The following is a 24057-nucleotide window of genomic DNA, read 5'->3' as shown; positions in this document are numbered from 1 at the left end:
TAAAACCTACTGAGGGTGAGATTTTATTTTATGCTCTTACCGGTTGGTTCCCAATTAAATCCAGATAAAGATTTACCTGGTTTTTAAGTTCGGAACGCTTTACAATAAAATCAAGAAAACCATGTTCTTTTAAAAACTCTGCAGTCTGAAAATCTTTTGGAAGATCTTTTCCTGTAGTATCTTTTACCACTCTTGGTCCTGCAAAGCCAATTAATGCTCCGGGTTCAGAAATATTTATATCGCCTAACATGGCAAAAGATGCTGTGGTTCCACCAGTTGTAGGATCTGTTGCCAGTGAAATGTATGGAATTTTAGCGTCTGCAAGTTGTGCCAGCCTTACTGAAGTTTTGGCCATTTGCATTAATGAAAGTGCAGCTTCCATCATCCTGGCTCCTCCAGATTTTGAAATCATCATGAAAGGAATCCTGTTTTTTAAAGAATATTCTGCGGCACGGGCAATTTTTTCTCCAACCACAGATCCCATAGAGCCTCCTATAAACTGAAAGTCCATACACGCAATAACGAGGTCTTTACCTTTCGATTTTCCAACAGCAGTTCGAACAGCGTCTTTAAGTCCGGTTTTATCCTGGGCAGCTTTTAATCTCTCGGTATACTTCTTAGTGTCTGTAAATTCTAAAGGATCCTTGGAAGTAATATTCTTATCAAGTTCCTCAAATTCATTATCATCAAAAAGGATCTTAAAATATTCGTTGCTTCCAATCCTTACATGGTAACCATCCTCTGGACTTACATAAAAATTGCTTTCCAGTTGCTCTGCATCTACAATTTTACCTGTGGGTGATTTGTACCATAAACCTTTGGGTACATCTTTCTTGTCTTCTGTAGGGGTTTGAATCCCTTTTTGCGTTCTTTTAAACCAGGCCATAGCAATTAATTTTTATTTCTCCGGAACTACAAATTTCCACCGGAAAAAATTAATCAAAAAAATAGCTGAAGCAATTATATTTACTTCAGCTATTCTATGAAAATTCAGTTATAAAGTATTTACGTTGTTTAGATCTTCAAAGGCTTTCTTAAGACGGGCCTTAAAAGTAACCTCACCTTCACGAACCCACTTTCTTGGATCGTAATGTTTTTTGTTTGGTACATCAGATCCTTCAGGATTACCAATTTGAGCAGAAAGATAATCTTTTTTGCTGCTCATGTAATCGCGAATTCCTTCCAGATAAGCGTATTGAAGGTCAGTATCAATATTCATTTTAATAACACCGTACCCGATTCCTTCACGAATTTCTTCAACAGTAGAACCACTTCCCCCATGGAATACAAAATCGATATGGTTTTCTTTTAATCCGTGTTTTTTAGAAACAAATTCCTGAGAATTTTTAAGGATTATTGGGGTGAGTTTTACGTTTCCTGGTTTATACACTCCATGTACATTGCCAAAAGCGGCAGCAATGGTGAATTGCTCACTTACTTTGCTCAACTCTTCATAGGCAAATGCCACTTCTTCAGGTTGTGTATATAATTTTGAAGAGTCGATATCTGTATTGTCCACACCATCTTCTTCGCCTCCGGTTACACCAAGTTCGATTTCCAGTGTCATTCCCATCTTGCTCATTCTTTCAAGATACTCTTTACAAAGCTGAATGTTTTCTTCAATAGGCTCTTCAGAAAGATCGATCATATGGGAGCTGTAAAGTGGCTTTCCGAATTGTTCGAAATGTTTTTCACTGGCATCCAATAATCCATCAATCCATGGAAGAAGTTTTTTAGCACAGTGATCTGTATGAAGAATTACCGTTGCACCGTAAGCTTCTGCTAAAGCATGTATGTGTTGTGCACCTGCAACGCCACCGGCAATTGCAGCTTTCTCATTTTCGTTAGAGAGGCCTTTACCTGCGTTAAATTGTGCCCCGCCATTTGAGAACTGAATAATTACGGGTGAATTTAACTCTGCCGCTGTTTCCATTACGGCATTGGCGCTACTGGAACCAATCACGTTCACAGCAGGAAGAGCGAAGCCCTTTTCCTTGGCATATTTAAAGATTTCCTGTACTTCTTTTCCTGTGGCTACGCCGGGTTTAATGTTATGACTCATATTTTTAGTTAATTAGGCTTACAAAAATAAGAAAATTTGTTGGCTTAGAAAGGATAATTGATCCCCACATTGTATACAGCATGGTTAAAATTGTATTCTTTAAACCATCTATCTCCTGTGGGCTTAGCAGGGTCGTAGGTTTTGAAACCAACATCAAAACGTAAAACAAAGAAATTAAAATCGTATCTCAAGCCCATTCCGCTCCCAACGGCAATATCCTTTAAATCTGAAAACGAGGTAAAGGTTGAGGCTTCGTCTTCAACAATATCAAGGACATTCCAAATATTACCAATATCGACAAAAAAAGCGCTGTTCAGTGCACCGAAGAGATTGTAGCGATATTCCAGATTAAATGCAAGTTTCATGTTAGCCTCATTAAACTCGTTACGGCCACCACTGCTGCCCGGCCCGAGATCGTAAGCCTGCCATGCACGATTGTCGTTAGGTCCACCTGCAAAAAAACTTCTTGTGAAAGGAATGCTGTTGGCATTACCGTACGGAATAGCAATACCGGTAAACGCGCGGAAAGCAAAGATGTTATTACTTCCCAAATCCCAGTGTTTAATGAAATCAAATTCCGGTTTTACGTATTGGGAAAAAGCTACTCCCCATATTTCCTGATTTCCACTTGAGTTTTGTTCGAAATTGGCAACTTCTGAAAGTGCTGATAAGGCATTACCCGCAATTTCTATTTTAAACCTGAACCGCGTGAACTCCTCGTCGTACAAATTATCTTTGGTGTTCCACAAATAAGTGTAATTAGAAGCTAAGATCAAATTATTCTCGGTCAACCTGTTTTTACGCTCTCTGATATTAATTACATTTTGCCGCTGGTCAGGAGCAAGGCCGCTTGTGACATCGTCGTTACTATTGACAGATTCAATAAAATCTTCGGCACCTCGTGGGATTATTAAGCGACCATTATTGTTTAAAAATGCGGGATTTGTCACCACATTTGCAGATTGAACAATATTATTGAGTTCGCTATACGAGTTCTGATATACATTAAAGTAATTATCTGTATTGAGGTTTCTTACATATTGAAGATTAATTAAGTCCAATCGGTTTGTAAGAAGGCGCGAGGGAGTCCATCTGTAATTAAGAATAGAAGAGAGGTTCTGCTTGTCCAGCCCGATATTATTCTGTGTGCTCACACCCAGGCTAAGAGAAGTAAACGGAGACATATATTTCGGAATAAATTGTTCTGTTTCGAAAGGAAGAAATATTCTCGGGAAGATAAGTTGAAGGTCTGCGCCAATTTCTGAAATATCAAAAAAACGATCATCGTCTTTACTGGCTGCAGCATCTGTGGAAGATCCCACGCTACCCCGTCCCGAAATCTCAAGGTTTTCTGCACCCCCAAAAATGTTTCTAATTAAAAGAGAGCCTCCAAAACCAATTCCGAACTTCTGAATATTGCTTTGGGAGACATCAAAATCAAACCCAAGGGAGTATTTTGGCTGCGGAGTCAAAAAGATATTGGCTATTAAATCTGTGCTGGTCGTATCCTCGGGGTCCTGTGTATACTGGATGTTGGGATATTTGAAGTTCCGGAGAGAATTCAGTCGATTGTAAGTACGTGTTCGGGCAATATCGCTAAAAGTTCTTCCAGGTCTTATAAACACTGCATCTATAATAGCTTCAGGTTTATATTCCATTTCATCAAAGCTGTAAATAGTAAAGTTGCCAATTTGTGCACTATCTGTTACAGGTTCATAGCGATTGGACTGCCTGTAATCTGTAAAAACATTGACCTTACTTATTTCATGGACTTTAAAGGGAATGCGATAAGTGGAGTCTTCGTCTGGCACCTGCCGATTGAGGATTAGAATTGTGGTGTTTACTTTAAAACCGGTATTAATAGTGTCTGCATCAAAAGTTATATATTCCTGATCGAAATTATACACGCCGTTGTTTCGGAAGAGGCTTGTGAGTCTGTCTCTTTCTGCATTAAAATCCAGAGTGCGATACTGAGTTCCCGGCATAATAAGAGCGTCATTTTCATGTTTTTTATAGATAGAATCCAGTACAGGAGAATCTATATCTGTAATAATAGAATCTACTTTATAAGGTGTTTTTGTTTTAACATAGTATTCAATCCTGGCTTTTTTTTCTTTTTTCTTTGACGGTATAATTTCGTAATCTGTTTCAACGTTAAACCAGCCATTGTTCCAGTACCAGGATTTGAGGCGGTTCATAGATTTTTGGGTATCTTCCTGATTAATAATTACAGGGGCTTCCCCTGTTCTTTTGATCCACTGGTTAAAAGTTATTCTCGATTTTATATAGCTGTCAAGCTGCTTTCGGGATAATAAACTTATTAATCTCTCTCTTTTTTGATCATTCTGAAGAAATTTTTCGCTTAAAATACTGTCTATATTTGGTCTGGCGAGGTTGTAGAAGTGTAGTTGGAGAGGTACTCCCAAAAGCCTGGAATTAGGTTTTTGATAAAGTTGATTGTAGATGCGGTTTTCACTAATTCTTTCGCCATTTAAGAAGATATCATTTTCTGTAAGTAGAGATTCTTCAGGCTCGAGCCGTTTCACAGCATTACAGGAAGTAAATAAAACCAGGGTTAGAAAAAATAATGATATTTTTGCGAAGATATGTTTCAAATAGAGTCCGTTAAAGCTTCAAAAATACGTCTTTTGCATGGTTAGTAAAAACCAAATAAAGTTAATTAAAAGCCTGGGGCAAAAAAAGAACCGCAGGGATAGCGGGCTTTTTGTAGCCGAGGGTAAAAAGACAATTTCAGAATTATTAACTTCCGGAATAGAGGTTCATTTACTTTTTTCAGAAGAGAGGATTTTTGATGCCGCTGATGATAAATTTATTGAAGTAGGGGCTACAGAACTTAAAAAAATCAGTTTGCTTAAAACACCTCAGACGGCCGTAGGAATTTTCAAGATTCCGAAAATTCCACTTCCTGACTACAGCGGGTTAATTATTGCTCTTGGTGGATTAAGGGATCCCGGAAATCTGGGGACAATTGTCCGGTTGTGCGACTGGTTTGGGATAGATAAATTAGTGTGTTCAAAAGATACTGTGGACTGTTATAATCCTAAAGTAATACAGGCAACAATGGGGTCTATAGCGAGAATTGCTATTTCTTATGTAGACTTGCCCTTCTATTTACGTAATCGACCAGAAAGCTGCCCTGTAGTTGGAACTTTTATGGAGGCCGAGAATATTTATCAAACCAGCTTACCGCATAGTGGCATCATCGTAATGGGAAATGAGGCTAATGGTATTTCTCCTGAAATTGAAAAGCATGTGACGCATAAAATTGGAATACCTCAATTTGGAAAAACAGCTTCAACAGAAAGCCTTAATGTAGCTACAGCTACAGCCATTATTTTAAGTGAGTTTAAACGAGGGTAAAGTGCTACTGGAAAGTGAAATTTAAAAAAATTGCGCGGGAAGTCATTTTATCTACATTACCGGTAAAAGGATTGCCAGGGTCCTCATCCTGTACCAGCTCGTCATTAATTGCAAAAACTCCTCTTAAACTCGGGCTGAGTTTGAAGTAGTATAAATAGAGATCTATTCCAAAACCTATTTCGTAATAGTAGGTGTTGGTTTTCATTCTAAATTGTCCTTCGTTATAACCATCAGGATTGTTTTCGTTGCTGGAAAGATTTATTGAGGTAGAAAGCCCTCCTACCACAAAAGGTTTAAAATTATTCAGCCTGTCGGTGGAAAATTTCAGTAGCAAAGGTATATGTACATAGGTTGAGCTGACTTCCCGGAAAGTGCCGGCGTCGGCTTTAATGGCTTGAAAACCCCTTGTGCTAAAACTTACCCCAGGCTCCAGTCTTAAATCTAAGTTGCTGCCCAGTTTTAGATTTCCGATAAGTCCCACGTTAAATCCTGTTCTTCTTTCTACTCTAAAATCCTGACCTGTTACAGGGCTGGGATTATAATCTTTATAATCAAAATGAAAATCATAGCTGTTGAAACCAAGAAAATATCCCCACGACCAACGTTGTGCATCAAAATTTTCATTATTCAGAATTTGATCGCCAAAAAACTGAGCGTTAGAGAATTGTGAGCATAGTATAAAAAGGAAAATGGCAAGAATTCTTTTCATATAATTATTTTGTAGCCACATATATCGTGGCGACCCCAAAGGTTTGAGGTTTGTCTTCTATATTAGTAAACCCTGATTTCTTTAAAATATTGTTGAATGCCTGACCATAAGGAAAACTTGCAGCGCTTTTGCTTAAATAGGAATATGCGTTCTGATCTTTGGAAAAAAATTTTCCTACCAGGGGCAGAATCAGGCTGGAATACAATCTATAGCCTTGTTTAAAAGGAAACTTTGTCGGAACCGATGTCTCAAGGACCACGAAAATTCCATCCGGACTCAAAACCCGAAATATCTCCTTTAGTCCTTTTTCAAGATTTTCAAAATTTCTCACTCCAAAAGCTACTGTAATAGCATCAAAAGAATTGTCTTCAAAAGGGAGTGCTTCAGAATCACCCCGTATCATTTCTATTTTTTGCCCCAGGTTCTTTTTGCTGATTTTCTTTCGTCCTACAGCCAACATTCCTTCAGAAAGATCCAGGCCAACAATTTTTTCCGCTCCTGAATTGACCATTTTTATAGCCAAATCACCTGTGCCTGTTGCTATATCCAAGATTGTTTTTGGCCTGCGGGCTGTTACAAGCGCCACGACCTTACGTCTCCATTTCTCATCAGTTCCCAGGGAAATGACACGGTTAAGCCCGTCGTAATTACCAGAGATATTATCAAACATCTCTTCAACTTGTTTCTTCTTAAGTCTGGATCCTTTATATGAAGTAACTTTTTTACTCACTTCTAATTTTTTTTCAAAGATACATGTTATGGTATAAATGTCTCATCTTAGAGTAATATTTTGTTCTTAACATTCAGAATGTTGAATTTCACGATAATAACTTACCTTTGTTGTTTCGTACAATTTCAAGTTTTTATATGAAAATAGTTATCGCTGGAGCGGGTGAAGTTGGATTTCATTTGGCAAAATTATTGTCGTTTGAATCGCAGGATATTACGCTTATTGACACCAGCCGCGACCACCTACAATACGCCGACACTCATCTGGATATTAGGACCATTAAAGGTAATGCTACCTCCATAAGTATTTTAAAAGATGCCCAGGTTAAATATTCAGATATGGTAATAGCTGTTACTTCCAGCGAAGCTACTAATATTACCGTATGTGTACTTGCGAAGCAATTGGGTGCAAAAAGGACTATTGCCCGAATTTCCAATACTGAATTCCTGGAGAATAAAGAAGAAATTGGGTTTGTGAAATTTGGTATAGATGAATTAATTTCTCCAGAGGCTTTAGCAGCCAGGGAAATAGAACTTCTTTTAAACCAGTCTGCCTTTAATGATAGCTACGAATTTGAAGATGGAGCATTAACAATGATTGGTTTAAATCTTTCCAGGACTGCACTTTTCGTGGGAAAAACCGTAAAAGAAGCAGCTGAAATTTTTCCTCAACTTAACTTTGTCCCTATAGCTATACAAAGATATGGTACTCAATATACACTCATTCCCAGGGGTGACACGCAATTTAAGGAAGGTGATCAGGTTTATTTTGTCACCGTAGAGAATGGCGTGGAGGAACTTTACAAACTCACAGGAAAAGTTAAACAGGAAATAAAAAATGTAATGATCCTGGGAGGGAGTAAGATTGGACGTAAAACTGCCAGGGATCTATGTCGCAATAATTTTCATGTAAAATTAGTAGAGAGTAATAAAGAAAAAGCTTACGATCTCGCAGATGAGCTTCCAAATACTCTAATTATTAATGGTGATGGTAGAAACGTAGAACTTTTAGAAGAGGAGAATATTCATGATATGGATGCTTTTATAGCTGTTACCGGAAATTCTGAAACAAATATCATGTCCTGCTTGGTTGCCAAATCGAAGAGTGTCAAAAAGACAATTTCCCTGGTAGAGAATATGGATTATTTTCAGTTAAGTCACTCTATTGGAATAGATACCCTTATCAACAAAAAGCTCCTGGCTGCAAATAATATCTTCAGGTATATTAGAAAAGGAGAGGTTGTGGCTATGACAAAGCTGAACAACATGAATGCAGAGTTGCTGGAATTTATTGTAAAACCAAACTCTCAGGTTTGTGACAAGAAAATTAAAGATATAGAATTTCCCCGTTCAGCTATTATTGGAGGCATCATTAGGAATGGAGTAGGAGTTATTGCATTAGGGGAATTTCATATAAAATCCGGCGACAGGATTGTAGTCTGTTGTCTTCCCCGTTCTATAGGTAAAGTCGAAAAATTATTTTTGTAATGCCAAGGCTTAACTATCAGATTATTATGCATGTCATGGGCCTGTTGCTAATTTGCAATGGAGGCTTTATGTTAACCGCTGTTCTCGTAAGTTGGTACTACGAAGATGGTGTGACCATGGAAATATCCACATCAGCATTAATCACGCTTTTTGTTGGAACCTTGTTAATGTTTTCTACCCGGGGACACAACAAGGACATGAAGCAGAGAGAAGGTTATATAATTGTGACTTTTGGATGGATTTTTATGGCCTTGAGTGGTACGCTTCCATATGTGATAAGTGAATCTATTCCAAGGTTTACCAACGCTTTTTTTGAAACCATGTCAGGATATACCACCACCGGTGCCTCCATTTTAAATGATATTGAAGTGGTGCCCAAGGGAATCCTCTTTTGGCGCAGTCTTACGCACTGGATAGGAGGAATGGGAATTATCGTCTTGGCCATAGCTATTCTGCCATTACTGGGTATTGGAGGAATGCAGCTTTTTGCAGCGGAAGCTCCCGGCCCAAGTGCTGATAAATTGAAACCTCGGATAACAGATACTGCTAAACGACTGTGGCTTATTTATGTTAGCTATACAATAGCTGAAACTATTTTGCTGAAAGTGGCAGGAATGAATCTCTTTGATGCGGCAAATCATGCTCTTAGTACCCTTTCGACTGGAGGTTTTTCGACAAAAAATGCCAGCGTAGCTTATTGGAATGATCAGCCCATCATTCAGTATATTATCATATTATTTATGTTCCTCGCAGGAAGTAACTTCGTTATGAGTTACTTTAGTTTTAAAGGAAAAGTTCAGCGGGTTTTGCATGATGATGAATTTAGATGGTACTTTTATTTCATTGCTTCATTTACAATTATTGCTGCTCTTATCATTTATTTCCAGGCAGATGTAGGCTTGTCTTCCATAGATCATCCCATGGTTTGGGGAGAGGCAGAAAGTGCCTTCAGACATTCACTATTTCAGGTTCTGGCGGTAATAACAACCACAGGATTTGTTTCAGCTGATTATACTATGTGGACGCCGTTCCTGACGATCTTCTTCTTCGGGATGTTTTTCCTGGGCGGTTCTGCAGGTTCTACAGCGGGTGGTGTCAAAGTGATGCGGCATATTATTATGATCAAAAACGGAATGATTGAATTTAAAAGGACGCTTCACCCAAACGCCATTCTTCCGGTACGTTTCAATAAAAAATCGATTAGTAAAGAAATCGTATTTAACATTCTTGGTTTCTTTATTCTTTATATGCTGTCCTTTATAATAGGGGCGGTGGTACTTGCTTCTTTGGATCTTGATTTTGAAACTGCTATTGGTGGTGCTGCTTCTTCCCTGGGTAATATTGGTCCTGCTTTTGGCGGCCTTAGCCCTGTGAATAACTTTGATATGCTACCCGATTTCGGAAAGTGGTGGTGCGCTTTTTTAATGCTTATCGGGAGGCTTGAGCTCTTTACAGTACTCATAATCCTCACTCCTTTCTTCTGGAGAAACAGGTAAATGTTGAGGAAAAAAGTGAAGAGTGAAGAGTGAAGAGTGAAGAGTTCATAGGTAAAGAGCTGAGCCAGGACTCAGGAAGCAAGAAACAAGACTCCGAACTCCAAACTCCGAACCCCAAACTTTTTTTTAACTTTCTACTAATCATTTAATAATCAATTCACCGTATTTAGATATTAATTTTTAAGTTAAAGAAATTATACTTTTGATATTAACCCACAAAAACTATATTTGTTAATAGTTTGTGAATGATAATATGAAGTTTAGAGCCTTGCTTTTCCTTTTAGCGATGATACTTTCCTTTTCGTCGTGTATCTCTACTAAAAAACTGAGTTACCTTCAGGATAATTCTGATACAGTAGACAGTATCATAAAAGTGCAAAGATTAAAGAAGCCTTACAGAATTCAGATTGGAGATCTTTTAAGTATCCGCGTAAAGGCCCTGGACCAGGAATTAGTAGGGATGTTTAATCCTATAGGAGAAGCAAATCCCAATGCCACGACAGAAGAAAACGTTTATTTTGATGGTTTTACGGTAGATGATCACGGAAATATACGTGTACCTACGCTTGGTGAGCTGAATGTGTTGGGCTACACGGTAGAGGAGGTGAGGGAGAAGATAGAAAAGGAGCTGTTACAGCAATATTTCCGAGAAGAGGCGAATTTATTTGTAACCGTTAAACTTGCAGGAATCAGGTATACCACCTTGGGGGAAATTGGCTCCGGGAGTCAGGTGATTTACAAAGAGCAGGTAACAATTATAGAAGCAATTGCAAATGCAGGCGGAATTACCGATGTGGGGGATCGCCAAAATGTGAAGATCGTAAGGCAATATCCACAGGGAGAGGAAATCCATACCATAGATGTTACGAGTATAGAAGCCACTTCCAGCCCCTATTATTATATTCAGCCTAACGACGTGATTATAGTAAATCCTTTACCTCAAAAGGCGCTTGGTTTTGGAACTACGGGATTGGAATCCTTCAGGACGATTGCTACTATTTTTACTTTAATAACCTCAGTTGTACTGATTTTTAGCAGATAGAATGGCACATGAAGATGATCACATATCAGACGTAGGCTCAACCTTCGATTTTAAAGGTTTTGTTCTAAAAGTTATAAGTTACTGGAAGTTAATATTACTTTCTATAGCAATAAGTTTTGCCGTTGCCTATTATAACAATGTGAGGAAGCTTCCTGTCTACAGGATGGACAATAGCATTAGCATTAAGGATGATCAAAATCCATTTTTCACGACAAATACCAGTCTTACTTTTAACTGGGGAGGAACATCAGACAAGGTAAATACTGCAGTCACGATTCTCAGGTCCAGGTCCCATAATGAGGAAGTGGTGGAGCGGCTTCAGTTTTATGTGCAGTACCTGGAGGATGGCGAATATCAGCGTGTTGATGCCTACGGAAAAGCTCCCTTTGAAATTTTAGTCGATACCAGCGCCTATCAGGCTCTAAATACAACTTTTGCGGTAACTTTTCAGGATTCAGTGAATTTTTTAATTAAAGCTGATTTACCAGAAAGTATATCTGTTCAGAATTTCAGAAGCAAAGAGAAAAAATCTGTTCCTGTAAATAACCGGGAATTCTCTCAGAGTTTCAGGGTGGGCGAGCCTGTAAACCTTCCTTTTTTTAGTGGTATAGTTACACGTACAGATCATGCTCTGCAGGCGGGGAAACCGTTTTATGTGAGCTTCCTGAATTTCGATTCCGCAGTGGGGAGGTATAGATCTGTTAACGTGGCAACCGACAATAACGGTTCCTCTGTTTTACGATTAAGCCAAACCGGAAATAATAAAACCCGACTTGTGGACTATCTGAACGGGTCTGTTGCCGTGTTAAGCGAAAATATGCTGGCGCGGAAGAATCTTTTTGCCACAAAAACCATCAGGTTTATCGATAGTAGTTTGGCGATTAAATCACGGGAACTGCAGGTGGTGGAGAACGAGCTGAATGATTTTCGAAATGAAAATGCTATTCTGGATATTTCTGCGGAAAGCAGTGAAATTTCAAATAAGCTGTCTACTCTGGATGTGCGAAAGGAGGATATAAGAAGACAGCTGGCTTATTATGAAACCCTGAAGACTTACCTGGAAACCAGAAGTGATTATTCCAGCGTTCCCGCACCTTCTGTTGCCGGAATAAGTGAGGGAAGTATTGTAAGTGGTGTAAATAAGATAGTGCAACTGGCTGAACAGCGCAGTAATTATCAGTACTCTTTAAAAGAAGGGGCTCCTGCTTTCTCTGATATCGACCGGCAGATAAATTCGGTAAAATCTATTCTTGTTGAAAATATAAGTTCTTCCCGCGGACTTTTAGGGGAAGAGCTCTCTGATATTAACAGGAAAATTGCCGGGTTTGAAGCTGAAATAAAGAAGTTGCCGCAGGAAGAGCAGGACCTTCTGAAGATTCAGCGTAAATACAGTATCAGCGAGAAAACTTATAATCTCTTTCTTGAAAAGCGCAGTGAAGCCGGGTTAGTAAAAGCCGCAAACGTAAGTGACGTAATGGTGATAGACAAAGCCAAAGATACCGGTGGCGGGCAGATTGGTCCCAATACTCAGTTAAATTACGTAATGGCGGTAATGGTTGGCGGGGTTATTCCTTTAACTTTCGTATTCCTGCTGGTCTTTCTGAATACCAATATTCTTAATGCGCAGGAAGTTACCCGCCTGTCCCCGGTGCCTATCCTGGGACTAATTGGAAAAAGTAAACTTGACTCTAATCTCGCTGTTTATTCAAGTCCGAAATCTTCTGTTGCAGAAAGTTTTAGGGGAATTCGTTCCAGTCTTCAGTTTATGTACAAAAAACAGGGAGTAACCGGCTCAAAGACGTTGCTGGTAACTTCTTCGGTTTCGGGAGAAGGAAAAACCTTTTGCGCGATGAACCTGGCTACGGTTTTTGCAATGAGTGATAAGAAGACTGTACTGGTAGGGGTGGATTTAAGGAAACCGAAAATTTTCGATGATTTTAAATTAGACAATGAATTGGGAATTGTAAATTACCTGATTTCAGAAGCTACTTCCCAGGAAATAATTCAGAAAAGCGAAATAAAAAATCTTGATGTTATTACAGCGGGGCCTGTACCTCCAAACCCTTCAGAATTGCTGCTTACCGAGCAAATGGACAGGCTGATGGAGGAATTACGACAGAAATATGATTATATCATCCTGGATTCCCCGCCTATCGGAATGGTTGCCGATGCTTTAAACCTGGTTAAATATGCCGATGCTACACTGTACCTTATCAGGCAGGATTATACTAAACGTGGAATGCTGGAAACGATAAACGGAAAATACCAGAAAGGGGAATTAAAAAATATCAGCTTTGTGCTAAATCATTTTGTACATAGAGCGAAGTATGGTTATGGTTACGGCTATGGTTACGGTTATGGTTATGGCTACGGTTATAACAGATATGCAAAAGGCTACTACGGAGAAGCCCCTTCCAAAATGGCTCAAATGAAGAAAAGCTGGAATAAGTTTATGAGGAATTTTGAGTAGTTTGCAGTTGTGGGTTTTTCGCTAGGCTCAAATATGGAAACAACAAAGAGTTACAAAAACTTGAATATTTATAATCTTGCCTTTACTTATAGCATAGAGATTCATAAGGTTTCCATCTAACTCCCGAAGTTTAGATTTTATGAATAGGGAAGTGAGGTGAGAAGATCTTCAAAGAGCATAAGATAACATTGGGAAGGTTATGGACGTAGAATTATTTATAAACAGGACTTCCTGAAGTTCCTTGCTTATGCTCATGCCTCTCTTTTGGAATGTATATCACAACTGGGAATGATTGATGAACTATATAAAAATTAAGGTTTGCATGTAAAAAATAGCACAGGAAAAAATTCAATTACACTCCACGGAATAACCTATTTCTCTAGCGCTCAAGTATAATATTTCTGAATCGATTTTAACTTCCTGCTCCTCGCTTACTTGTATGCACGAGAGATTAGGGGCACGTTTGATAAAAACCATTTCCAGTAAGGGATTATCAGATAGATCAATTCTGGTCCCTCCAAATTCTTCAAGACTAAAGATCCTTAGTTGAGAGTTGGAATTAAGATCTAGTGTATTGCTATAACAGAGATAAAGTGTTTCCAGGTTAGGAAAGTCAGCGAAATTTATTTTCCTTACATAAGGGGAAGAACCGGTTACTGAAAAATGGATGAGTTCGTTATAGGAGCCATTCATCTTCAGATCATCCACACTTTCCAGGATCGCAACGCGCTTCAAATCATGGTTCTTTGTAATATCCACCTCTCCCAATCGGGTGTTTTCAATATCAATTTCCTCCAGTGCAGGGTTCATTGTAAAGTCCAAATCGAGGGGAAATTCAGGATGATCACCATTATTGTAGAGGACAAGTGTCTTTAAAAGTCCGTTGTTCTTTAGATCAAATTCTTTAACATCGGTAGTATATAGCTTCAAATCTTCTAACAGCGGGTTCTGGGAAAGATCAATATCATTAATTCTATAACCTCCAATTTCAATTAATTGCAAGTTTTTATTTTGCGAAACATCCAGAGAATATTCTTTGTTCATATCTGGTGTCGTGAAAAGACTTAAATAATGTAAATTCACAAAATCTTCTATTCCCGTCATGTCAGACAGAGTATTGTTTACTATTGATAAACCCGTTATGTTTAGAATATTTTCTGTCAGGACAAAATCATCCAGGACATCATCCTTTTCAATTTGAATAAGGTAACTTTCAAAAGCATCATCGGGTACATAAGTTAGAGGTAATCCTATGTTTTCTGAGGAACATCCTGCTGTTAAAGCCATATTGAACCGCAGTGAACCATCTGCAATATTTACCCCCTGAAGTAATCCTATTCCCAGATCAATGGAATCCTCGCCCGTCACGTTATATAAACCTGTAAATTGACCTTGTTCAGTTATTAACCTAAAACGGCCATCGTTCGTAAATTGAAGGGAGTAGAGGGTACAGGCATCATGGGGTTGCTGTTTGGTGCCTCGGTTCTGAGGGACAAGTAACTCTCCAGATGAATTCCGGATATACCATTTTCCTATGATTTCTGAACTTATAGTATAATTTTTCTTTTCAAAAACAGCGGTGATATTCCTATCGCCGCTCATATTTATTTTTGCCGGATTGTCCGTTCCACTCAAATCGCCTTCCCAGTTTTTAAACCTAAAACCTTCTGAAGGATCAACCGCAATTATTACTTCCTCTCCGTCTGTGTAGGTGCCTGAATTAATTGAAAGAGAGCCCCCTTCCTCAGGAACAACATTGGTGGACAAGTTAAAACTTTCCGGTGAATCATCCTTCGAGCAGGAGGTTGTTACAAGGAGGATAAGAAGAAAAAGCGGAATGTTTTTTCTGAAAATAGAAGCCATAAAACCAATGTTTTTAGATGTCGCAATATACCGAATTAATTAAAAGATAAATTCAGTATATAATCTATGGTGCAAAACTGAAAAGCTCAAAAGGAAAATCATAAGAGGAAAACTTAAAACTAAAGATTTACGATATTATGATTGGGAGTTCAGCAATGACGACTCATGACCCACAACCGAGAAATCACAAACAACAGATATCTTTCCCAAAAATCACGGTTAATCCCTTCTATTGGCACTTTTAAACTCTGAATGATAAAACATTGAATGTAAGCGAAGTGGATATGCTTCTCACTCCTTTCTATCATGAGCGAAGCCAATATTTTGTTCGTAACTTTATCATTAAAACTGTAAAAGATGATAGATTACAAACAGTACATTTTCATTAATCCCAATATCCGGTTTGGAAGAACTTATTTATCAGGAACAAGATTTTCGGTTTATGATGCCCTTAATTGGTTTGCAAATGGAATGAGCCAGGCGGAAATAAAAATCGATTTTCCCGAACTAACAAATGAACATATCCAAGCCTGTCTGGCATCTGCAGCAGATAGGGAGCACAAAATTCGGGTGGTCTAATGAAACTGTTGTTTTATCAGAATATCTCATTCTGACTTTTGAAGAAAATCAAACCTTTTTATCCTGAAACAAAACAAGTAAGGGAATTGGGATTAGAGAACGCAACTGATGTTGGGATATGGAAGCTTGCATGAGAAAATGACTTTACCATTGTTACTTTTGATGCAGACTTTTTTGACCTCTCAAATCTAAAAGGTCATCCTCTCCAAATAATCTGGCTGAGAATGGAAATACTACTACTAATAACCTTGGAAAGATTCTTCTGGATAAGAAAGAGCTATTTAAGGAGTTTCTTATAAATCCTGATTATAAAAATGTCGCCTGCCTTGGAGTAGAGTAAGTTGGAATTGTCTTTATTAAGTTAAGGTTTTAAAAAGAGGGAAATCCTAACAACCCTAAGAAAAACTCGTACTCCCAATTGTCGTACTCACCACTTTCTACCTCGAACCGAATATTAAAAGACCTCCCGCAGAAGCAACTGTCTTTTCTCTTTTTTCTTAAATTTTATGCTCGTTCACTTTTTGACTTTTTGCTTTTTTTCAGACCACGAGTTCACGAACACAATCTCTGTTTATCCACAACTGGCAACAGAAGAGAACCCACATAGATTCTTAACCTTCAATCACAATAAAGCCGCGGCATTCACCCACTGCCAAACATGGAAACCACTCTGATTATCTCCAGCCAAGTACTTTTTCCATTCCTTCTGGATTTCCTTATGATCAAACCATGCCGAATATTGACTTTTTTCAAGTTTTTTTAAGTAATCTTCTACCAAACTTTTCAATTCATCTGCCAACCACTCTCGCTGCGGAGTTTGTAGCGGGCGCTTTGGTGCATAGGAAATACCTTTTGATACCATGGGCTTCAAGAGCTCACGGAGCATGTATTTCCCTACGCCGTTTTTAATCTTGAAATCTGGTGGTTGGGCAAAGGCGAACTCTACGAGTCGATGGTCAAGGAATGGCTCTCGAAGTTCTGTCCCATAAGCCATTGAAATACGGTCGTTAAAACGTAAGGTTCGGGGGATTTTTGTATAGAAAAGATCCCGGTACTGCATATTCTGAAGTTCATTATCAAAAGGCTCAAGATACTCTGGTTTTGCTGCAAATTCGGCGAAGATTTTGCTCAATGCCTTCGGTCGAAACGGGCTCTTCCCGCCTGTCCCCTGAATTGTGCTTTTGATGTTCTGATTAAAATAATAGTCATATCCAGCCCATTGCTCATCCATACCCTGACCGTCCAGCAATACTTTTATTCCATCTTTATGTGCGTGTTTAAAAATAGCGGCATAGGCGAGGGTAGGGATACCTCCAAAAGGCTCATCTTGATAGATATTTATGTGTCGGAATGAATCTGCTACGTCTGTGGCGGAAAATTTTATTTTTTTCAGCGGATTATTTGTAGAGTTGATCATCTGTTGTACCCATGGCAGTTCATCGTAGTTTTTGTTTCCAGTATAAAATGTATAGGCATTGATTTGTCTTTTGTCCTCAAACTGGTTTACCAATGCAAGCAGGAGAGAGCTGTCCACTCCGCCACTAATATTAAAAGCTAAGGGTACATCTGCTCTAAATCTTAAAGAAATACTATCCTTTAGAAGCTCCAGATAGCCTTCCTTTGCCTCCTCAAATTTTAACCTATTTGGTGACGACTTTACGGCAGCCACAAAGTCGTACCACTTTCTCATAGTTAATTTTCCATTGGAGAATTCCAGGAAATAACCACCAGGTAGTTGCTGAATTTTTTTATAAAAGGTTTCGTCGGGCATGCCATAGGAGCCATAACAGAAATAATTCGCCCAAACTTTTTCATTGGGCGCGGAATTATCTGTGGCCTCACAAAGACTTTTAATTTCACTGGAGAAATAAAATGATCCGGAATCTTCGGTGTAATAGAATGGCTTTACCCCAAAACGGTCCCGTGCTGCAAAAAGCTTCTTCTTCACAGTATCCCAAATAGCAAAAGCAAACATACCGCTAAACCGGTGCAGACATTTCTTACCCCATTGGAGATATGCAGCTAAAAGTACTTCAGTGTCTGATGAGGTTGTAAAGTTGTAATGGTTTTTCAGCTCGTCTCTAAGCTCTTTGTAGTTGTAGATCTCTCCATTAAATGTGAGATAGTATCTGCCGGAGGAATCCCGGAAAGGTTCGTTGGCTGCAGGAGAAAGATCAATAATGGAAAGGCGGTTATGTCCTATAGCCGCAAATCCATTATCAAAGTAAAACCCAGTGTGATCAGGTCCCCGGTGAGATTGTTTTTTAAGCATGAAATGAAGCTTTGTTTCATTTGCACTTTCACCTATAATTCCTGCTATTCCGCACATTTCTTAAAGTATGAATGTATAATGTTTAATGTCCCTTGTTAAAAAAATTTTGCGCTAAACTGAAATTTTCACATTTAACTCAGTGAATCTTTTAAATTTTTTCATTGTTGTATCAACTGAAACCGACTTCGAATTTTTTCACTCTCCACTCTCCACTCTCCACTTTCCACTTTTTACTAACCTCTCCGCCTCCTTCCAATCCTCCACGGTATCTATATTCACATAAGGATCTCCTGTAGTGTCGATATATCCAATGCTGTTTCCGTAGAGGGAATTCTGCTTCAGGACTATTTCAGTTTTCGTTAAGTAAATTGCTCCGTCCCGATGATAAGCTTTAGGAAGTTCCTGTCGCCGCGGAATTATTTTATCTTCTCCCGTAGCAATTTTTAATCGATTATCCTGCTCTTCAAAAATCCAGTGCGGATTGTATTCTGATGGCACCTGCCGTACCGAGAGCAGTGAATCGTAATCACCTTCGAGAAATCTATCTGTTGCTGCGTCTATGAGTCCTGCTCTTCTAAATGGTGTTGTGGGCTGCAACAAACAAACTGCATCAAATGATACTTCTTTTGCTTTAAAATAATTCAGAGCATGTTTAATAACTTCAATACTTGGAGTACCATCTCGTGAAAACTCTGCAGGTCGTGTAAAAGGTGCTTCAAGTCCAATTTCTTCTGCCACTTTGAGAATCAATGTATCGTCAGAACTCAGGATTACCCGCGAGAGTAACTTTGATTCTTTTGCAGCTTCAAAAGTATACTGCAATAAAGGTTTTCCAAAGAGTGGTTTAATATTCTTTCCGGGAATTCCTTTACTGCCGCCACGGGCAGGTATGAGTCCGAGGATATTCATTTGTCAGATTTGTCACCTCGAGCGGAGTCGGGAGGTAGGTTCGAAGCTCAAATATAGTATTTTTGACGCAGTGCAAATAAGAGAAGAATTCTTTTGATGTGTCATTGTCAAGGTGCAGAGTTTCCCGTGGCAATTCGTTAAACTATTTTTAAATTCTTTTGGTTCCTGTATCTGGATTTCTCTTTGTGTGTAGAACGGCATGAATAAAGACTATATTCATTTCAATTGTATAATAGATTCCAAAGGAAAAGTTTTCAGTAAAGGGAATTCCTATATCATTGTATCTTTTTTGGAATTGATCAGGATTTTTCTGTACTGACTTGAATGTCTTTTCAACTTCCTCAATGAATTGAACGGTGAGATGAGTAGCATTTTTTGAAAACTATACTACAGCTTCAGTTATATCTTTTTCTGCCAAGGTTTTGATAACTAGCTTATACTCCATATTTCTTTTGCAAAACACTCTTTACTTCCTCCCAGGTCTTTCCCTCTTCAGGATTTTCCTGGTGGTGTTTCCAACGCTCGTCTAAAATTTCTTTAGGGAGTTGTGGAACTTCCTTTTCCTCAGTTTCAATAATGGCATTAATAATTCTTAAAATGCGCTCATTTCCATGCTCAATATTATCTCGGATGCGATTTTTAATTTTACTGGTTTCCATAAGGATATTTATTTACTTTTAAGAATACAAAATCCCCTGGCTTAAAGTATGATGCATGAATATTATATCAAGCTTTTTTATATTCCTTCCGGGAATTCCTTTACTGCTGCCACGGACAGGTATAACTCCGAAAATGTTTATAGACGATTACAAGAATTTTTCAATATAGTAAAAGCCGCTCTGATTATCCCCAACCCCTGAAGGTGGATAAAAAGTTCAGGGGATGTGACGAACTGGCGTGTTAAGATTTTAATTTAGTTATTAAATTTTCTAATGAAGAAATAACATCTTCGGGATTTTGAAAGACATTCTAATTAATAAACCTAATAACATGAATATCATAACCTTTTAAAGCCGCTGTTCTCATTTTATCGTATTCAATTTTATCTTTTTGTAAATGGATTTCCCCATCAACCTCAATGACCAATTTTAGCTCATGACAATAAAAATCGGCAATAAACAGGCTAATGAGATGTTGAGGCCTGAATTTAACTCCCAGTTTCTTATTAGAAAGTAAACTCCAAAGAATTCTTTCCGCATCAGTTTCCCTTTTTCGAAGATTTCTGGCCTGTTTGTTAAATCACTGAGGCACCATAAAACATATCATGTAAGTTTTCTCTCATTGCTACATTATTTTAATGAAGTTACTTGAAAAATAAAAGATATTTCACCTTTTGGTAGGGTTTACCTCCCATCCTCTGAAGTGGACTATAGGGTTTTTGTGGGTTTCTTTTTAAAAGGAAATAATGAAAAACTTTCAGTTTCTTTCAAATCCAAGATTAAAGGTGTCCTTCGGGGATTTAGGGGCTAATACGTAATCGTTTTACTAAAAGTCAACTCCACCTTAGCAAGGATTTCAGCAATTTTTTCCCCTGCACTTCCATTTCCATAGAGATCTGAAGATGGATAATGCGCTCTCGCAATAGCATCTTTACTTGCCTGCAGGATTTGGTTGTGGTTATAATCCACATCAGTTACGTTCTCTGCACGACTCCTGCGATGTTGCCTGTTCCCTATGTTAATAACGGGCACACCCAAATAAGAACACTCGCGAAGTCCTGCGCTGGAGTTGCCTATTAAAGCTTTTGAATTCTTTAAAAGTTTAAGGAAATCTATTGGGTTCATGTTTTTAAAGAAGTGAATGTTCTGAGGTTTCTCCAGTTCGCGGAAAGATCTTATTCCGTTCGAAGTTCCGTCAGAACCTGCATCTACATTAGGCCAGAACCAAAAGGTGGGATAGTTCAATTTCTTTATAGCACGGAGTGTTTCCTGGACGTGGGCTTTGGACAATTTGTATTCAGTAGTCACCGGATGTTGCATCACTACGATGTAGCCATCCTGCCAGTTCAGTTCCACACCAACTCCACCATACTTTTTAATTGGATCGAAATCCAACTCCGGATTTTCTCTCACGGTCCTGGCAAGGTCAATAGAGGGGCAGCCGGTATTGATAACTTTTTCGGGATCTTCGCCTAACTTAAGTACCCGCTCCCGGGCATCACTGGTACAGACCAGGTGCAGATCGGCCAGCTTTGTATTGGCATGTCTCACTTTCTCATCAATACTACCCGTTACTTCCCCTCCCTGAACATGTACCAGCGGAATATTCTGATATGAAGCAGCAATAGAAGTAGCAATGGTTTCAAAACGGTCTGCTATTGTAATTACAGCATCAGGCTGGAGGTTAAAAAACACATTTGTAAGTTCCATTACTCCCAGCCCCGTAGTTTTGGCCATAGTAGTAGGGTTTTCCCCCTCCAGTACCATAAACACCTTCGCAGCAATCTTAAAACCATCTTTTTCAATGAAATCCACCGCGTTACCATATCGATCCAATAAAGCCGATCCTGCAATTACCAGTTGTAACTCCAGATCAGGATGAATTTGTATTGCTGTAAGGGCAGTTTTAATCCGACTGTAGGAAGGACGGGCGGTAACTACTACACATATTTTTCTTTTGGGCATTTTTTAATTGTCAGTTCTGAGTTCTCGGTTAGGCTAAAGTAATAAAAATGTTGTTGGGAACTGTCATTGCGAGCGCAGCGCAGCAATCCTTCGTAGGGAGTTGCGAACATGTTGGGTGTAAGCCACAGCGGATTTCCACATCCACCTGTGGCGGATTCGCAATGACAGTCATCATTGAATTGCACGCCGGCCTTCAACCGTCTTACAATGACAAAGAACCGTCAACGTAACAACCTTCGGTCAAAACGTAGTGGCTCTTTGGAGATAACAGAAATTCTTTTTGCATCGGGATGAGTAGGATTGATTAAGTAGTTGAATTCTGGGGGAACTATACAACTTGGTACTTTCAGGACAGCGGCAGTATTATCTTTAACAAAACCATCCCCAATAAATTGGGTTTCAAGAATAGGAGGCTTTGCATCCCAGTTTTTTGGTAAATCTTCCGGTCTTAGCTCAAGAATTTCAACTTCATCAGGAATATCTATTTCCACATAATATCTGTCAGTAGGTAAATCTTCACTGAAATCTAAATGAACCGACATTTCTAAAGTTGCAAGTGCCCGGGATGCTGTGGTATAAACCAAGTAGGTGTTGATACTATTCCAGCGATGACCTTCAGTTACCGCTGCTCCAATTCCTTGTAATGTAGTGTCCAGATACTTTTCCCTTTCAATTCTAAACACCCTCATTAGGCCAGATTTCCGTATTCCAGTCTATTGAGACTGTTTCTTACTTCCTGAATGCCCGTTAACGAATCAAATAAACTTTCCGGCCTGGCACCTCCTAATGAAATATTAGGTTTTTTTAACCAACGCTGAAATTTTTCCGCTTCATCATTAAAAACATCTAATCCGAAATCCAGTAACTCTGTCAGGACCAGGATCACTTCACTATCTCTACTACTAAGTAGCTCTTTGTCTTTCTTTTTTTTGTTATAAGTAGTTTGAGGAACTCCAAATAAATTAAGAACTTGTTTTACAGGTAAATTGGCTCTTTTACTTATAACTTCAATAGCCTCATAAGGAAGCCCTTTTCTAATAAGACTTATCCTATCCATCCTCGTAGCCCAAACATATTCCCCTTCGGTAACTTTAAAACGCCATTTATGGCTTCCTCTTCTTACGGACTTTGCGCACTGTATGCTTTTCTTTGGGTTATACCTTTTGGTATCCGCTAAAGTTTCCTCATTCTTAACTGCCATAACAACATATTTGTTTTAAAGGTACAGTAATTTTGTTTTGTCTGCAAATTTGTGTTTACGGTTTTCATGCGCACCTCCCACGTTTATATTCTCACCAATAAAAATCATACGGTTCTTTATGTCGGAGTGACTTCGAACCTAATTAAAAGAATTGGACAGCATAAAAGTAAATTTTATAAAGGTTTTACTTCTCGTTATAACTGTGACCATTTGATGTATTACCGGCCGTTCGATGACATACGGGAAGCTATTATATATGAAAAGAAGCTAAAAGCAGGGAATAGGGCAAATAAAGAAAAACTGATTAATCAGATAAATCCTGAATGGAAGGACCTGGCTGAGGGGTGGATATTTTAATTGTAAGGAACTGTCATTGCGAGCGCAGCGCTGCAATCCTTCGTAGGGAGTTGCGAACATGTTGGGTGTAAGCCACAACGGATTGCCACGCCCGCCTGTGGCGGTCTCACAATGACGGTTCGCGTGGGACTGTTACCTTTGCTTTCGGCAGTCTCGCAATGGGCGTTTGCGTGTCAACACAATATTTAGAAATTTTGTAAATTGTCCTAACTGGATTTAAGAGTTTAGATTATGGAAATACCTTTAAAAATATCAGTAGAACAACTTGCTGGAGTACTTAACAATTTATCAGCATCCGAAAGAAAAGCGTTAAAATCTTTACTTAATAATGAGTGGTATGAATCCGAAGAGGTAAATCATATAGTAAGTGGATTGTTAAGTAAAAGCAGTGAACAGCATCTCCAGGGAACAGTACGTGCTTCAGAGGATGTGATTCGTGAATCTAAAGAGAAGTACGGTTTGTGAAAGTAATCTGGTCCCAATTAGCAGAGAAAAGCTATAATTCGAATTTGCTTTACCTTAGTGAAAACTGGCCATTAGCTGTTGTACAGGATTTTATCCTGAACGTAGAAAAGACAATGAATTTACTTTCTAAAAATCCTAATATTTTCAGATGGTGGGATTCTAAAAAGAAATACAAGATTGGGTATGTCACACCACATATCTCATTTTTCTACAGTTTTGACCGGGAAAAAGTTATGGTTCATTTATTCTGGGACAAACGACAGGATCCCGAAAAGTTAAAGAAAGTTTTAATGTAATTACCTTTTTCTCCTTTTAAGAAAGCTGAAAACCGAAAAAGAAAGCCGAAAACACCCGAACTTTCCACTCTCCACTTTCCTCTTTCCACTATTTTAACCGATAACCGACAACTG

General features: G+C 38.7%; 22 protein-coding genes and 2 pseudogenes. 11 read left to right on the top strand and 13 right to left on the bottom strand.

The annotated features are described in order from the left end of the window. Positions 1-28 precede the first annotated feature (28 nt). The 3 genes from accD to tamL form a co-directional block, all read right to left on the bottom strand. On the bottom strand, positions 29-886 hold the full coding sequence (gene accD, locus RM545_RS01485) for an acetyl-CoA carboxylase, carboxyltransferase subunit beta (RefSeq protein WP_311493496.1): 858 nt from the start codon (positions 884-886) through the stop codon (positions 29-31). 108 nt (positions 887-994) lie between these two features. Then, positions 995-2062 carry a class II fructose-bisphosphate aldolase gene (gene fbaA, locus RM545_RS01480; RefSeq protein ID WP_311493495.1) on the bottom strand — a complete coding sequence of 356 codons (1068 nt, stop codon included), beginning with the start codon at positions 2060-2062 and terminating at the stop codon, positions 995-997. 44 nt (positions 2063-2106) lie between these two features. Continuing rightward, on the bottom strand, positions 2107-4677 hold the full coding sequence (gene tamL, locus RM545_RS01475; RefSeq protein WP_311493494.1) for a translocation and assembly module lipoprotein TamL: 2571 nt from the start codon (positions 4675-4677) through the stop codon (positions 2107-2109). Between the two features lie 37 nt (positions 4678-4714). On the opposite strand from tamL, the gene RM545_RS01470 reads away from it, so the two are divergent. Then, complete coding sequence (locus tag RM545_RS01470; RefSeq protein ID WP_311493493.1) at positions 4715-5443, top strand: TrmH family RNA methyltransferase; 729 nt, start codon at positions 4715-4717, stop codon at positions 5441-5443. Between the two features lie 4 nt (positions 5444-5447). Here RM545_RS01470 and porT read toward each other — a convergent pair whose 3' ends face one another. Together porT and ubiE are read right to left on the bottom strand one after the other, a co-directional pair. Continuing rightward, positions 5448-6152, bottom strand: coding sequence for a type IX secretion/gliding motility protein PorT/SprT (porT, locus tag RM545_RS01465; RefSeq protein ID WP_311493492.1), 705 nt, complete (start codon positions 6150-6152; stop codon positions 5448-5450). A 4-nt stretch (positions 6153-6156) separates the two neighbouring features. Beyond that, on the bottom strand, positions 6157-6882 hold the full coding sequence (ubiE, locus tag RM545_RS01460; RefSeq protein WP_311493491.1) for a bifunctional demethylmenaquinone methyltransferase/2-methoxy-6-polyprenyl-1,4-benzoquinol methylase UbiE: 726 nt from the start codon (positions 6880-6882) through the stop codon (positions 6157-6159). 137 nt (positions 6883-7019) lie between these two features. Between ubiE and trkA the strand changes: the two genes are divergently transcribed. The 5 genes and pseudogenes from trkA to RM545_RS01435 form a co-directional block, all read left to right on the top strand. Continuing rightward, positions 7020-8369: a Trk system potassium transporter TrkA gene (trkA, locus tag RM545_RS01455; protein ID WP_311493490.1), complete on the top strand. Its 1350-nt coding sequence runs from the start codon at positions 7020-7022 to the stop codon at positions 8367-8369. Beyond that, complete coding sequence (locus RM545_RS01450; protein ID WP_311493489.1) at positions 8369-9865, top strand: TrkH family potassium uptake protein; 1497 nt, start codon at positions 8369-8371, stop codon at positions 9863-9865. The genes trkA and RM545_RS01450 overlap by 1 nt, the downstream gene beginning before the upstream one ends. A 253-nt stretch (positions 9866-10118) precedes the next feature. Next, positions 10119-10907, top strand: coding sequence for a polysaccharide biosynthesis/export family protein (locus tag RM545_RS01445; protein ID WP_311493488.1), 789 nt, complete (start codon positions 10119-10121; stop codon positions 10905-10907). 1 nt (position 10908) lies between these two features. Further along, entirely contained in the window at positions 10909-13377 is a 2469-nt protein-coding gene (locus RM545_RS01440; RefSeq protein ID WP_311493487.1) for a polysaccharide biosynthesis tyrosine autokinase, read from the top strand. Between the two features lie 204 nt (positions 13378-13581). Next, positions 13582-13692 (top strand): annotated as a pseudogene (locus RM545_RS01435) (four helix bundle protein); the annotation flags it as partial. Positions 13693-13725: 33 nt separating this feature from the next. Here RM545_RS01435 and RM545_RS01430 read toward each other — a convergent pair. Continuing rightward, positions 13726-15240, bottom strand: coding sequence for an InlB B-repeat-containing protein (locus RM545_RS01430; protein ID WP_311493486.1), 1515 nt, complete (start codon positions 15238-15240; stop codon positions 13726-13728). A 357-nt stretch (positions 15241-15597) separates the two neighbouring features. Here RM545_RS01430 and RM545_RS01425 point away from each other — a divergent pair, with 357 nt between their 5' ends. Both RM545_RS01425 and RM545_RS17615 read left to right on the top strand, forming a co-directional pair. Further along, positions 15598-15819: a DUF433 domain-containing protein gene (locus tag RM545_RS01425; RefSeq protein ID WP_311493485.1), complete on the top strand. Its 222-nt coding sequence runs from the start codon at positions 15598-15600 to the stop codon at positions 15817-15819. Positions 15820-15968: 149 nt separating this feature from the next. Continuing rightward, positions 15969-16118, top strand: a complete 150-nt coding sequence (locus RM545_RS17615) for a DUF5615 family PIN-like protein (RefSeq protein WP_432264568.1) — start codon at positions 15969-15971, stop codon at positions 16116-16118. 323 nt (positions 16119-16441) lie between these two features. Here the strand turns inward: RM545_RS17615 and asnB are convergent, their stop codons facing one another. The 7 genes and pseudogenes from asnB to RM545_RS01395 form a co-directional block, all read right to left on the bottom strand. Beyond that, positions 16442-18148 carry an asparagine synthase (glutamine-hydrolyzing) gene (gene asnB, locus RM545_RS01420; protein WP_311493484.1) on the bottom strand — a complete coding sequence of 569 codons (1707 nt, stop codon included), beginning with the start codon at positions 18146-18148 and terminating at the stop codon, positions 16442-16444. 138 nt (positions 18149-18286) lie between these two features. Continuing rightward, positions 18287-19000, bottom strand: a complete 714-nt coding sequence (locus RM545_RS01415) for an acylneuraminate cytidylyltransferase family protein (RefSeq protein WP_311493483.1) — start codon at positions 18998-19000, stop codon at positions 18287-18289. A 434-nt stretch (positions 19001-19434) separates the two neighbouring features. Continuing rightward, positions 19435-19659, bottom strand: a complete 225-nt coding sequence (locus RM545_RS01410) for an addiction module protein (RefSeq protein WP_311493482.1) — start codon at positions 19657-19659, stop codon at positions 19435-19437. A gap of 310 nt (positions 19660-19969) precedes the next feature. Further along, positions 19970-20221 (bottom strand): annotated as a pseudogene (locus RM545_RS17610) (endonuclease domain-containing protein); the annotation flags it as partial. Between the two features lie 245 nt (positions 20222-20466). Next, on the bottom strand, positions 20467-21624 hold the full coding sequence (gene neuC, locus RM545_RS01405; protein ID WP_311493481.1) for a UDP-N-acetylglucosamine 2-epimerase: 1158 nt from the start codon (positions 21622-21624) through the stop codon (positions 20467-20469). Positions 21625-21845: 221 nt separating this feature from the next. After that, a complete protein-coding gene (locus RM545_RS01400; protein ID WP_311493480.1) occupies positions 21846-22313 on the bottom strand; it encodes an RES family NAD+ phosphorylase in 468 nt (155 codons plus the stop codon). After that, positions 22313-22825, bottom strand: a complete 513-nt coding sequence (locus tag RM545_RS01395; RefSeq protein ID WP_311493479.1) for an Xre family toxin-antitoxin system antitoxin — start codon at positions 22823-22825, stop codon at positions 22313-22315. The genes RM545_RS01400 and RM545_RS01395 overlap by 1 nt, the downstream gene beginning before the upstream one ends. A gap of 66 nt (positions 22826-22891) precedes the next feature. Between RM545_RS01395 and RM545_RS01390 the strand changes: the two genes are divergently transcribed. The 3 genes from RM545_RS01390 to RM545_RS01380 all read left to right on the top strand — a co-directional run bounded on the left by RM545_RS01390 (position 22892) and on the right by RM545_RS01380 (position 23943). Beyond that, positions 22892-23182 carry a GIY-YIG nuclease family protein gene (locus RM545_RS01390; protein WP_311493724.1) on the top strand — a complete coding sequence of 97 codons (291 nt, stop codon included), beginning with the start codon at positions 22892-22894 and terminating at the stop codon, positions 23180-23182. Between the two features lie 231 nt (positions 23183-23413). Continuing rightward, positions 23414-23647, top strand: a complete 234-nt coding sequence (locus RM545_RS01385) for a hypothetical protein (protein WP_311493478.1) — start codon at positions 23414-23416, stop codon at positions 23645-23647. Further along, positions 23644-23943 (top strand): type II toxin-antitoxin system RelE/ParE family toxin, encoded by a 300-nt coding sequence (locus RM545_RS01380; RefSeq protein ID WP_311493477.1) that lies wholly within the window; start codon positions 23644-23646, stop codon positions 23941-23943. Before RM545_RS01385 ends, RM545_RS01380 begins: the two co-directional genes overlap by 4 nt. The last annotated feature ends 114 nt before the right edge of the window (positions 23944-24057 follow it).

It is taken from the genome of Autumnicola lenta (assembly GCF_031846515.1).
GTDB lineage: Bacteria > Bacteroidota > Bacteroidia > Flavobacteriales > Flavobacteriaceae > Autumnicola > Autumnicola lenta.
The sequence above is the reverse complement of the archived record's forward strand: the minus strand, read 5'-3'. Positions and strand labels throughout refer to the sequence as shown.